The sequence below is a fragment of the Rahnella perminowiae genome (genome assembly GCF_019049755.1).
Classification (GTDB): domain Bacteria; phylum Pseudomonadota; class Gammaproteobacteria; order Enterobacterales; family Enterobacteriaceae; genus Rahnella; species Rahnella perminowiae.
The window spans coordinates 1-12,163 of record NZ_JAFMOS010000622.1 but is presented as its reverse complement, the minus strand read 5'-3'; the positions used below and the strand labels follow the sequence as shown (position 1 = coordinate 12,163).

Here is a 12,163-nt window from a genome sequence, read left to right as displayed (position 1 = left end):
ATGAGTAAACCCATCGTATTTAGTGGCGCACAGCCCTCCGGCGAATTGACCATTGGCAACTACATGGGTGCGCTGCGTCAATGGGTCAAAATGCAGGACGATTACGAATGCATTTACTGTATCGTCGATTTGCACGCGATCACCGTACGTCAGGATGCGGAGAAGTTGCGTAAAGCAACCCTCGATACGCTGGCGCTGTATCTGGCGGTCGGTATTGATCCGAAGAAAAGTACTGTCTTCGTGCAGTCTCATGTTCCTGAACATACCCAGCTAAGCTGGGCGCTGAACTGCTATACCTATTTCGGTGAGCTGGGCCGTATGACGCAGTTCAAAGATAAATCTGCGCGCTATGAGACATCCAACAGCGAAAGCATTACCGCTGGTCTGTTCGATTATCCGGTATTGATGGCGGCGGATATTTTGCTGTACCAGACCCATCAGGTACCGGTCGGTGAAGATCAGAAACAGCACCTGGAACTCAGCCGAGATATTGCCAGCCGTTTCAACGCGTTGTATGGCGATGTATTTACTGTGCCGGAGCCGTTTATTCCGAAATCCGGTGCGCGGGTTATGTCATTGCAGGAACCGACCAAGAAGATGTCTAAGTCGGATGACAACCGTAAAAACGTGATCGGCCTGCTGGAAGATCCAAAAGCGGTGACCAAGAAGATTAAAAGCGCGATGACGGATTCTGAAGAGCCGCCTGTCATCCGTTACGATATTAAAAACAAGCCGGGTGTTTCTAACCTGCTGGATATTCTTTCCGGTGTGACCGGCAAAGGCATTCCGGAGCTGGAAGCGGAATTCGAAGGCCAGATGTATGGTCATCTGAAAGGTGCGGTTGCCGAAGCGGTTTCAGGCATGCTGACCGACGTGCAGGAACGTTTTAACCGTTTCCGCAGCGACGAGGCTTATCTGCAACAGGTAATGAAAGAGGGCGCTGAGAAAGCCCGCGCCCGTGCAAGCGTGACACTGAAGAAAGCTTATGAAGCGATTGGCTTCGTCACGCTTCCATAATTTCTACTTCGATTGTTAAATCAAAACCACGTCTGCGGACGTGGTTTTTTGCTTTAAGACCTCAGGAAAGCGGTGTGCTCAATTCTGTTGTACCACCACGGTTTCGCTGGCAAACCAGTTAAGTTTCTGACGTAAGCTCACCACGCTGCCGACAATAATCAGACTGGGACTGTGCACCTCTTTCGCCAGCTTATCGAGCTCTGTGAGCGTCCCTGTCACCACCCGCTGTTGCTGGCTGGTGCCATTTTCTACCAGTGCGACAGGTGTTTCTGCAGCCAGACCATTTTCCAGCAGACGGCGCTGAATCTCTCCGGCCTGCGTGAGCCCCATATAAAACACCAGCGTTTGCTGGCTTTGCGCCATGCAGGCCCAGTCCACAATGCCGTCCTGCTTCGCATGACCGGTGATCAGCCGCACGCTTTGTGCATGGTCGCGGTGGGTCAGCGGAATGCCACTGTAAGCGGAGCAACCGGAGGCCGCCGTGATGCCCGGCACCACGGAAAATGCGATGCCTGCGGCTTTCAGCGCTTCCAGTTCTTCGCCACCACGACCAAAGATAAAGGGATCGCCCCCTTTCAGCCGGACAACGCGTTTGCCCATCTGGGCCTGTTCCAGCAGGATTTTATTGATGCTTTCCTGCGGTACACAATGATGTCCCGCGCACTTGCCCACGAAAATCCGCTCTGCGTCACGACGAACCAGATTCAGCACACTGTCGGAAACCAGACGGTCGTAAACCACCACATCGGCCAGTTGCATTTGCTGCAAGCCTTTGAGTGTCAGTAATCCGGCATCGCCCGGTCCGGCACCGACCAGAATGACCTCGCCATGTTTATCCACGGGTTCATGGAATAATGCTTCAAGATATTCATGGGATTGCGCAGTGTCATTATTCGCCAGCGACTGCGCCAGGCGATGATGGTTAAACAGTTTTTCCCACCAGCGACGGCGCTCGGAGGCATCAGGGAAGCATGTCTTGACCCGCGCCCGCAATCCGCCCGAAATCTGCGCCAGTTTGCCCAGATGCTGCGGCAGAATGGACTCCAGACGTTCGCGCAGTAAACGCGCCAGCACCGGCGCATTGCCGCCGGAAGACACGGCGATCATCAGCGGAGAACGGTCAATGATTGACGGCATAATCACGCTGGCACTTTCCGGTGCATCGACCACGTTACAGAACACGCGCCGGTGATCTGCGGCTTCGCTGACTTCCTGATTTACCAGGTCGGAATTGGTCGCGGCGACCACCAGCCATTTTTCATCCACCAGCAGTGGTGAGAATTCACCGCGTAACAGGCGGACTTTACCTTCGTCTGCCCACATCTGAAATTGCGGCGTAAAGGTGAGGGCATTCACCGTCAGTTCTGCGCCAGCTTCCAGCAGCAGACGCGCTTTACGTTCAGCAACATCACCGGCACCAACCAGTAAACAGGCTCTGTTTTTTAACTGACAAAAGAGGGGCAAATAATCCATGGACGCTTCTCTATCAAACTGATGTGGCGGAACAGATAATAACGCCGCCCGGAGGCGGCGTGGAAGGCGTGCAGTTTAGCCGGCTACAGACCGAAGGCTGGCGGTATTGATTTCCACATTGCCGTTCTGTACACGGACCTCGTAAGCCGGAACTGAATACTGTTCGTCTTCCATGCAGACTCCGTCGGTCAGACGAAAATGCTGTTTTTTTAGCGGACTGGCGACCCACAGCTCGCCCTGATGTTCTGCGATAATCCCCCGTGACAGCACGCTGGCCTGTGCAAACGGGTCAATGTTCGACAGGGCAAAAATCTGCTCATCAGCGTAAGGACGGAATAGCGCAACCTGCTGATCGCCTGCCAGCGCGCATACACCGCAGGCGGGTAAGATCTGGTCGACGGAACAAAGTGTTAACCACTGGTTCATAATACTTCCTCCCCGCCGGCGATTTGTCTCACCGGAATACGCTCGTCGGGACGCGCCGGACGATGCTGCTGACGCTCACCGACAAACTGCACGTTCGGGTCACGCTGGCTGCTGTTGATAAAATGGCTGAAGCGGGTTTGCGCAGCCGGGTCGTTCAGGGTTTCCTGCCACTCGCAAACGGCCGATTCACGCAGGCGTGCCAGTTCGGCTTCCAGTTGATCGTTAAGCCCCAGTTTGTTATCGATGATGACTTTGCGCAGGTAGCCGATACCGCCTTCGAGGTTATCCATCCAGACCGAGGTGCGTTGCAGCTTATCGGCGGTGCGGATGTAGAACATCATGAAACGGTCGAGATAACGCAGCAGGGTGTCATTATCCAGATCGGCGGCCAGTAAATCACCGTGCCGTGGTTTCATGCCACCGTTGCCGCAGACATAAAGATTCCAGCCGTTTTCTGTCGCGATAATCCCGACATCTTTGCCCTGTGCTTCAGAGCATTCACGGGTACAGCCGGATACGCCGAATTTCATTTTATGCGGGGTACGGATGCCTTTGTAGCGGTTTTCCAGGCTGATGCCGAAACCGAGGCTGTCGCCCACACCATAACGGCACCAGGTGCTGCCAACGCAGGTTTTCGCCATGCGCAGGGCTTTGGCGTACGCCTGACCGGTTTCGAATCCGGCACTGATCAGTTTCTGCCAGATGGCCGGTAAATCGTCTTTTTGCGCGCCGAACATGCCGATACGCTGTGAACCGGTAATCTTAGTGTAGAGATTGTACTCAGCCGCGATTTCACCTATTGCCTGCAAGCCTTGCGGCGTGATTTCACCACCCGGCGAACGCGGTATAACGGAATAGGTGCCGTCTTTTTGCATGTTGGCGAGAAACACATCATTGGTGTCCTGCAACGGTGTGTGCTGCGATTTCAGCACGTAATCATTCCAGCAGGAGGCCAGCAGCGAGCCGACGGTTGGTTTACAGACTTCACAGCCGTAGCCTTTGCCGTATTTATTCAGCAAATCGTTGAATGAGCGGATGCCTTCAACGCGGATCAGGTGATAAAGCTCCTGCCGCGAATACGCGAAGTGTTCGCAAAGATGATGGTTAACTTCGATGCCTTGTTTGCTGAGTTCGGCATTCAGTATCTGCGTCACCAGCGGAATACAGCCGCCACAGCCAGTGCCAGCTTTCGTTGCTGATTTCAGCGCCGCCACGGTAAGACAGCCACCCTGAACTGCTTTGATGATATCGCCTTTGGTGACGTCAAAACACGAACAGATTTGTGCGCTTTCCGGCAGGGCATCAGTGCCCATCACTGCGCCGCCACTGCCTGCATGAGCGGGCAGGATCAGCGCATCCGGATTTTCCGGCAAAGGAATACTGTTCAGTACCCGTTGCAGCAGATTGCCGTAATCACTGGTGTCGCCGACCAGCACTGCGCCAAGCAGCGTTTTATTATCTTCGCTGACGACCAGGCGTTTATACAATGCTTTGGTTTCATCCAGATAGACATAGCTGCGCGCGCCTGGCGTACGGGCATGGGCGTCGCCGATACCGGCCACATCGACGCCTAACAGTTTCAGTTTGGCGCTCATGTCGGCACCCGTGAAAGCGTTATCGCGACCAAGCAAATGGTCGGCGGTGACCTGCGCCATTTTGTAACCCGGCGCGACCAGTCCAAAAGTCCGCTGATTCCACGAGGCACATTCGCCGATGGCATAGACGTCCGGGTCACTGGTCTGGCACTGATCATTAATCACGATGCCGCCGCGCGGGGCGATCTGCAGATCGCACTGACGTGCCAGTTTGTCCTGCGGTCGGATACCGGTGGAGAACACGATGAAATCGACTTCGAGGAAAGTACCGTCGGCAAATTCCATTGTTTTACGGGCAGCACTGCCGCCCTGAACAATCTGGCGCGTATTTTTGGCGGTATGAACGCGTACGCCCATGCTTTCGATTTTCTGACGAAGCTGGCTGCCACCCTGTGTATCAAGCTGTTCCGCCATCAGGCCAGGCGCAAATTCGACAACGTGCGTTTCTACGCCAAGGTTTTTCAGTGCCCCGGCTGCTTCGAGGCCGAGCAAACCGCCCCCGACCACCGCACCGCGTTTACTGCGACGGGCACAGGCCTCGATGGCATGTAAGTCTTCAATGGTGCGGTAAACGAAGCAATCCTGACCATCAGAACCGGTAATCGGCGGCACCCACGGATAGGAGCCGGTAGCAATAATCAGTTTGTCGTAATACACCGTGCGACCGCTGCTGGAGTGAATGACTTTTTCACTGCGGTTGAGCGTAATTGCCCTTTCGCCAATCAGCACATTAACATGATGCTTTTCGTAAAATCCTTCGCGAACCAGTGAAAGCTCTTCCGCAGTATGGTGGGAAAAATAAGAGGAAAGATGGACGCGGTCATAGGCCACGCGCGGCTCTTCACAAAACACCGTGATATCGAACTGATCCGGTTCTGCTTTATCCAGTAAATCTTCGATAAAGCGATGGCCGACCATGCCGTTGCCAATCATCGCGATTCTGACTTTGCTCATAATTGCCTCAATATTGATTTTCTGAGGCTAAACATAACCCGCGCGTAACAGGGGGTATTGATGCAAATCAAGCCGATCCCAATATACTCCTTAGGGGGTATTTGACTGATTTCATTGGGTTTTTGTGTAACCTTTCGATTTATAAACACTTTCAGGCTATTGTTCTAGGATTGGCTCTTAAAAAACCACAACACAGTCTTTCTAAAAATGGTGAGGTAATGCGTGAAGAAAACTCTTTTGCGTACCGTTAAAAATGTCAGGTTGCCTGGCCGTGAAGGGCTATGGCAGATAGACATCGACGACACCGTGATCCGCCAGATTGTCCCCCAGTTGGACAATGCCGATTACGGCAAACATATCCTTGATGCTGAAGGCGGGCTGGCAATCCCCCCTTTTATCGAACCGCATATCCATCTCGATACCACCCAGACTGCCGGTCAGCCAGCGTGGAATCAGTCCGGTACGTTATTCGAAGGCATTGAACGCTGGGCTGAACGCAAGGCGCTGTTGTCGCATGAAGACGTCAAACAGCGCGCATGGCAAACCCTGAAGTGGCAGATTGCCAATGGCATTCAGCATGTGCGCACCCATGTGGATGTGTCGGATCCGACGCTGACGGCGCTCAAAGCCATGCTGGAAGTGAAAGCCGAAGTCGCGCCGTGGATCACGCTGCAAATTGTGGCGTTTCCGCAGGAAGGCATCATGTCGTACCCGAACGGTGAGGCCTTGCTGGAAGAAGCGCTGAGGCTGGGCGCGGATGTGGTAGGCGCTATTCCGCATTTCGAATTCACCCGCGAATACGGTGTGGAATCGCTGCACAAAACCTTCGGACTGGCGAAAAAATACAATGCGCTTATCGACGTGCATTGCGACGAAATTGACGATGAGCAGTCGCGTTTTGTCGAAACCGTGGCCGCGCTGGCCTTGCGTGAAAACATGGGCGCGCGCGTCACCGCCAGCCATACCACGGCGATGCATTCCTATAACGGTGCGTATACGTCGCGTTTATTTCGCCTGCTGAAAATGTCTGGCATCAACTTTGTCGCCAATCCGCTGGTGAATATCCACCTGCAGGGGCGGTTTGATACCTATCCGAAACGTCGCGGTATTACGCGTGTGAAAGAAATGCTGGAAGCCGGGATTAACGTCTGTTTCGGTCATGATGATGTGTTTGACCCGTGGTATCCGCTTGGTACCGCGAATATGTTGCAGGTACTGCATATGGGGCTGCATGTCTGCCAGTTAATGGGATATCAGCAAATTGATGACGGGCTGAAGCTCATCACCACCTGCAGCGCCCGGACTATGAATCTGGAAGGTTATGGTCTTGAAAGCGGCAATGCTGCCAGCCTGGTGATCCTGCCGGCGCAAAGTGGTTTTGATGCCGTACGCCGCCAGACGCCGGTACAATATTCCGTGCGCGAAGGGGTACTGATCGCGCAAACACAGCTCGCAAAAACGGTCATCCATCTTCATGAAGATTACCCTGTAGATTTCAACAGTTAAGACCGTTAAAAACAGGGTGTAATATTTTGAAATAATTAGAATATTTATTCTCAAGCGTAAATAAAAGTAAAGGTCTGGCGCTGAGCGTAAAGGCTCTTTAGAATCAGTAAGATCTGTTGTTTGTATTCTGGAGAAAGGAACTGTCATGTTTAAACGTACTTTAGTGGCCCTCACTGCGCTGCTATCCCTGACTGCAATGTCGCCCGTTCTTGCGGCCGCTCAAACCCACGTCATGCTGACCACTTCAGCAGGGAATATCGAACTGGAACTCGACAGTGCGAAGGCACCGGTTTCTGTAAAGAATTTCGTTGATTACGCCCAGAGCGGCTATTACAACAACACCATTTTTCATCGCGTGATCCCAGGTTTCATGGTTCAGGGGGGCGGTTTTACGGCTGACATGCAGCAGAAAGCGACCAAAGAGCCCATCAGGAACGAAGCGGATAACGGCCTGCGCAACCTGCGCGGCACCATCGCCATGGCGCGTACTGCCGATAAAGACAGCGCGACCAGCCAGTTCTTCATCAATGTGGCAGATAACGCCTTCCTCGATCACGGTCAGCGTGATTTCGGCTATGCCGTATTCGGTAAAGTCATCAAAGGGATGGATGTGGTAGACAAAATGTCTCAGGTCAAAACCAATAATGTCGGGCCTTATCAGAACGTGCCGACGACGCCGATTGTGATCCTGTCTGCGAAAGTGCTGCCTTAATTTCTCAGCCTTTCTTCCAGAATACTGTTTTTCTAAGCCTCCGGTTCCGGGGGCTTTTTATTGCCTGTCTGCTAACACGCTTAAGCTGAAACGCATCAGCTTATGAACCTTCATTCTTGTTTCAGATCTCAATTTCATGTGCAAATTTTCCCTCAACCAAACAATTTTTGCGAAGCCGGGCACGTTACCATCTGCCATTTAGCCTCAAAAACGCTCAACTTGAAGGCTGTCACATTTTTCGCCTGACGGAGTTTGTAGGCTGAATTGCTTTTGGGCTAAATCAATTCAGCAAAAAGGGGTTATTGTGAAAAAATTACTCGCAACCGGGATCGTTCTGGGGCTTTTTTCGTGGCAAGCTGCTGCACAAACTATCGTGCTGACGGATGCTGAAGCCGGTACAGAACTGGGAAACTGGAAGACTGATAGCAAAAAGCTGAACATTGCGGGAACCGATTTCAGCATCGAACAAAAAGTGTTACACGGTGGCAAACAGGAAGGGTCAAAAGTTATTACCATTACCAGCAAGGGACTGACCATCGCTCTCAGCCCGACGCGCGGGATGGATTTATTGCACGTGACCGGCGATAACATTCGCTTAGGCTGGGATTCTCCGGTTCAGGAAGTGGTCAATCCTGCGTACATCAATCTTGAAAGCCGTAACGGCGTGGGCTGGCTGGAAGGTTTCAACGAAATGATGGTGCGTTGCGGCTTTGAATGGACCGGACATCCTGTTACTGCCGACGGCATGATTTATACGTTGCACGGCCGGGCAGGCAATACACCCGCCTCGAAAGTGGTGGTTGAGATCGCCGATAAAGCCCCTCATGAAATCACAGTGCGTGGCTTGCTGAAAGAAGATACCTTTAAGAAAGCCAAGCTGGAAACCTGGACTGAACTGCGTTACGTGCCGGGTAGCCATTCGTGGACTATTCACGACACCCTGACTAACCAGTCGGATTATCCGCACGACTATCAGATTATTTATCACAGTAATTTCGGTCAGCCGATCCTTGAGCAGGGTGCCCGTTTCATTGCGCCGCTGAAATCAATCTCTCCGTTCAATGATTACGCCAAAAAAGGTTTAGCAGACTGGCAGACTTACGCCGGGCCGACCAAAGGCTTTGATGAGATGGTCTTTAACATGGTGCCGCTGGCGGATGCGCAGGGTAAAACGATTGCCGGCGTAGTGAACAAAGCGGGGAACAAGGGCGCATCGATTGAATTCGATACCCATCAGTTGCCGCTGCTGACGCTGTGGAAAAATACCGACACCCTGAAGCAGGGTTACGTTACGGGTATCGAACCGGGTACTAACTATGCCTATCCGGTGACTATCGAACGTAAACAAGGCCGCGTGAAACAACTGCAACCCGGCCAGAGCACGGTCTTTGAGTTGAAATATTCACTTCTGCCGGATGCGCAGGCGGTGAAACAGCTTGAGGATCGGGTGAAAACACTTCAGGCAGATCATAAAACAGACGTGAACGAGACCCCTATCGCTGTTGAATAATCCGAGTTTAGGGCGCTGAGGCTGGCGCCCTTTTTTCTCTGTCTATACTTAACTCCACCAGGTATATACCCGAATAGCTGTACCCAGGGAGGAAATGATGGCGAAGAAACTGACACTCAGGCAGCAGGAAAAACTTTTTCGCGGACGTCAGCGGCAGAACTTTCAGGCCAGCAGTGCGCTTGATGGTTTGCAGGTTGAGGTTATCACGTTAGACAACGAACAAATTTCACAACGTCTCACCGAACTGAGGAAGCACTATGAACGATAAACTCGTGGCCGGTGCCGACCCTTATTATTATCCCGGCATCAATGTGCTCAAAAACCGGCTGGAAATACGTGAAGAGCATCGGCTGTTGCAGGCTGAACTGGCGTTTACTGCCCTGCGCGCGTCAGCGATGCCGCTTGGGCCTTCAGTGATGGGATTGCCGCATCTGTGTGCGGTGCATCTGTCCTTGTTCCAGGATATTTATACCTGGGCAGGCGAGTTCCGTGAGATTGATATTTATAAGGATGACACGCCGTTTTGCCATTTCGAATACATTGAAAAAGAGGGCAATGCGCTGATGCAGGAACTGGAAGAGGAGAAATTTCTGATCGGCTTACCGCTGGATAATCTTGCTGAGCGACTGGCTCATTATTATACCGGGCTGAATTTGCTGCATCCGTTCCGCACAGGGAATGGTCGTGCGCTGCGCATTTTTATCGAGCAACTGGTCATTCATGCTGGTTACGACATTGACTGGTCTAAAGTGGATCGGGAAAGCTGGCTGGCAGCCAATAAAACAGCGGTATTTGGTGATGAATCAGGGTTGGTGGCAATTTTTAATACCGTTGTCAGTGAAATCCCGGAAGAACATTAAGCGACAAAATACTGAGCCCGCGCTGAAAAATGCGTAGAATTGCCCGGTAAATTCTCCGACTTTTACCGGGTATACTATGCTGCTGCTGATCGACAATTACGATTCCTTCACCTACAACCTCTATCAATATTTTTGCGAGCTGGGCGCAGAAGTGAAAGTAATGCGTAACGATCAGCTTACCCTCTCCGACATTGAACAACTTTCTCCTTCACATCTGGTGATTTCTCCGGGCCCGTGTACGCCTGATCAGGCGGGCATATCCCTGCCCGCCATTGTCCATTTCTCCCACCGTTTACCGATTCTTGGCGTTTGCCTCGGGCATCAGGCGATGGCGCAGGCGTTCGGCGCGAAAATCGTCCGTGCGCGGCAGGCCATTCACGGCAAAACCTCACCTGTCCGCCATACCGGCAGAAGCGTCTTTACCGGGCTGAATAATCCGCTGACCGTGACGCGCTACCATTCTCTGGTGGTTGCGCCACAGACGCTGCCCGACTGTTTTGAGGTCACGGCATGGACAGAACGTAGTGGTGATCGCGACGACATTATGGGCATCATGCACAAAACCTTGCCCCTGCATGGCGTTCAGTTTCATCCTGAAAGCATTCTGAGCGAGCAGGGGCACCAGCTTCTGGATAATTTCCTTAAAATCTAATCAGTTAATATTGCTGAAAAAATTACTTCCGCCTCGGGTGCGATTTTCGTTTGCCTGTCTGTGATTTTTTATGCATATTTTGTGATTATATTTTCATATTAATGGCAGCGGGGAGACGAGTAATGTCAGAAAAATCAGCGGTAGATCGGGGTACATTTGATAAAGTCATTTTACCGGTTTATTCACCGGCGAAATTCATTCCGGTGAAAGGTAAAGGCAGTCGCGTCTGGGATCAGCAAGGGAATGAATATGTTGATTTCGCAGGGGGCATTGCTGTGACAGCGCTCGGGCATTGCCATCCGACACTGGTGAAAGCGTTGCATGAGCAGGGCGAAACCCTCTGGCATGTCAGTAATGTATTTACCAATGAACCCGCCCTGCGACTGGCGCAGAAGCTGATCGATGCCACTTTTGCCGACCGTGTATTTTTCGCTAACTCCGGCGCTGAAGCCAACGAAGCGGCTTTTAAACTGGCGCGTTACTATGCTTCACACCGTCACAGCCCGTACAAAAGTAAGATCATCGCTTTCCATAACGCCTTCCATGGTCGCACGTTGTTCACGGTTTCCGTGGGTGGCCAGCCGAAATACTCCGACGGCTTCGGCCCGAAACCCGCTGACATTGTGCATGTGCCATTCAACGATCTGGATGCCGTAAAGGCGGTGATCGACGACCACACCTGCGCCATTGTGGTTGAGCCGGTGCAGGGGGAGGGCGGCGTTACCCCCGCTACCCAGGCGTTTCTGCAAGGCCTGCGCGAGCTTTGTGACAAACATCAGGCGCTGCTGGTTCTGGATGAAGTACAAAGCGGTATGGGACGCAGCGGCAAGCTGTTCAGCTATATGCACTACGGCGTGACGCCCGATATTCTGACCACAGCCAAAGCGCTCGGCGGCGGTTTCCCGGTCAGTGCCATGCTGGCAACTGAAGAAGTGGCTTCCGTTATGGAGCCGGGCAAACACGGCACCACCTACGGCGGCAACCCGCTGGCCTGTGCGGTGGCTGAAGCTGCGCTGGATATCATCAATACACCTGACGTACTGGCTGGCATCAACGAACGCCGCGAGAAATTCATCAGCGCGCTGGATGCCATCAATCAGAAATATCACATCTTCAACGAGTTCCGTGGTCAGGGGCTGCTGATCGGCGCCGAGCTTGCCGATGCGTATAAAAACCGTGCCGGAGAATTCCATGCCGCCGCCGCAGAAGCCGGGCTGATGATGCTGGTCGCCGGACCAAACGTGATGCGGTTTGCGCCTTCACTGGTGATTGATTTCGCTGACATCAGCGAAGGGATGGAAAGGTTTGAGAAGGCGGTGGGGAAAGTTTGTGGGGGGTGATCCCCACGGCCCCGTCTTTAAACGCTTGATCGAGAAAATTTCGGTTTCTCACTAACATTTATCACATGGCCTCTCGCGCCGAAACCGACCAAGAGGGCTATGACGAGCCCTCTTTGGT

The 12,163-nt window shown here is 52.6% G+C and carries 11 protein-coding genes; 8 read left to right on the top strand and 3 right to left on the bottom strand.

Features of this window, described 5'->3' with window-relative positions; genetic code table 11:
* Window positions 1-1,017 carry a tryptophan--tRNA ligase gene (gene trpS / locus J1785_RS21490; RefSeq protein WP_129953782.1) on the top strand — a complete coding sequence of 339 codons (1,017 nt, stop codon included), beginning with the start codon at window positions 1-3 and terminating at the stop codon, window positions 1,015-1,017.
* 78 nt (window positions 1,018-1,095) lie between these two features.
* On the opposite strand, the gene cysG is transcribed toward trpS, so the two are convergent.
* From cysG to nirB, 3 genes are all read right to left on the bottom strand, one after another.
* The gene (gene cysG / locus J1785_RS21485) at window positions 1,096-2,490 is read right to left on the bottom strand and encodes a siroheme synthase CysG (protein ID WP_217220633.1); all 1,395 of its coding nucleotides are present in this window, start codon (window positions 2,488-2,490) and stop codon (window positions 1,096-1,098) included.
* Window positions 2,491-2,565: 75 nt separating this feature from the next.
* The gene (gene nirD / locus J1785_RS21480; RefSeq protein ID WP_217220631.1) at window positions 2,566-2,916 is read right to left on the bottom strand and encodes a nitrite reductase small subunit NirD; all 351 of its coding nucleotides are present in this window, start codon (window positions 2,914-2,916) and stop codon (window positions 2,566-2,568) included.
* A complete protein-coding gene (nirB, locus tag J1785_RS21475; protein ID WP_129991449.1) occupies window positions 2,913-5,465 on the bottom strand; it encodes a nitrite reductase large subunit NirB in 2,553 nt (850 codons plus the stop codon). The genes nirD and nirB overlap by 4 nt, the downstream gene beginning before the upstream one ends.
* 222 nt (window positions 5,466-5,687) lie before the next feature.
* Between nirB and J1785_RS21470 the strand changes: the two genes are divergently transcribed.
* The 7 genes from J1785_RS21470 (at window position 5,688) to argD (ending at window position 12,045) form a co-directional block, all read left to right on the top strand.
* Complete coding sequence (locus J1785_RS21470; protein ID WP_217220628.1) at window positions 5,688-6,971, top strand: cytosine deaminase; 1,284 nt, start codon at window positions 5,688-5,690, stop codon at window positions 6,969-6,971.
* A gap of 145 nt (window positions 6,972-7,116) precedes the next feature.
* Window positions 7,117-7,683 carry a peptidylprolyl isomerase A gene (ppiA, locus tag J1785_RS21465; protein WP_217220626.1) on the top strand — a complete coding sequence of 189 codons (567 nt, stop codon included), beginning with the start codon at window positions 7,117-7,119 and terminating at the stop codon, window positions 7,681-7,683.
* Between the two features lie 304 nt (window positions 7,684-7,987).
* On the top strand, window positions 7,988-9,193 hold the full coding sequence (locus J1785_RS21460) for an aldose 1-epimerase family protein (RefSeq protein WP_129953776.1): 1,206 nt from the start codon (window positions 7,988-7,990) through the stop codon (window positions 9,191-9,193).
* Window positions 9,194-9,287: 94 nt separating this feature from the next.
* Window positions 9,288-9,461, top strand: a complete 174-nt coding sequence (locus J1785_RS21455; protein ID WP_238483318.1) for a YhfG family protein — start codon at window positions 9,288-9,290, stop codon at window positions 9,459-9,461.
* Entirely contained in the window at window positions 9,451-10,053 is a 603-nt protein-coding gene (locus tag J1785_RS21450; RefSeq protein WP_129991447.1) for a putative adenosine monophosphate-protein transferase Fic, read from the top strand. The genes J1785_RS21455 and J1785_RS21450 overlap by 11 nt, the downstream gene beginning before the upstream one ends.
* Before the next feature lie 76 nt (window positions 10,054-10,129).
* Window positions 10,130-10,705: an aminodeoxychorismate synthase component II gene (locus J1785_RS21445; protein ID WP_129953774.1), complete on the top strand. Its 576-nt coding sequence runs from the start codon at window positions 10,130-10,132 to the stop codon at window positions 10,703-10,705.
* A gap of 122 nt (window positions 10,706-10,827) precedes the next feature.
* Window positions 10,828-12,045, top strand: a complete 1,218-nt coding sequence (gene argD, locus J1785_RS21440) for a bifunctional acetylornithine/succinyldiaminopimelate transaminase (protein ID WP_217220624.1) — start codon at window positions 10,828-10,830, stop codon at window positions 12,043-12,045.
* Window positions 12,046-12,163: the final 118 nt, after the last annotated feature.

Excerpts from the sequence above, each read along its gene's own strand:
- trpS (WP_129953782.1), top strand. The coding sequence starts at position 1 with ATGAGTAAACCCATCGTATTTAGTGGCGCACAGCCCTCCGGCGAATTG.
- cysG (WP_217220633.1), bottom strand. The coding sequence starts at position 2,490 with ATGGATTATTTGCCCCTCTTTTGTCAGTTAAAAAACAGAGCCTGTTTA.
- nirD (WP_217220631.1), bottom strand. The coding sequence starts at position 2,916 with ATGAACCAGTGGTTAACACTTTGTTCCGTCGACCAGATCTTACCCGCC.
- nirB (WP_129991449.1), bottom strand. The coding sequence starts at position 5,465 with ATGAGCAAAGTCAGAATCGCGATGATTGGCAACGGCATGGTCGGCCAT.
- ppiA (WP_217220626.1), top strand. The coding sequence starts at position 7,117 with ATGTTTAAACGTACTTTAGTGGCCCTCACTGCGCTGCTATCCCTGACT.
- J1785_RS21455 (WP_238483318.1), top strand. The coding sequence starts at position 9,288 with ATGATGGCGAAGAAACTGACACTCAGGCAGCAGGAAAAACTTTTTCGC.
- J1785_RS21450 (WP_129991447.1), top strand. The coding sequence starts at position 9,451 with ATGAACGATAAACTCGTGGCCGGTGCCGACCCTTATTATTATCCCGGC.
- J1785_RS21445 (WP_129953774.1), top strand. The coding sequence starts at position 10,130 with ATGCTGCTGCTGATCGACAATTACGATTCCTTCACCTACAACCTCTAT.
- argD (WP_217220624.1), top strand. The coding sequence starts at position 10,828 with ATGTCAGAAAAATCAGCGGTAGATCGGGGTACATTTGATAAAGTCATT.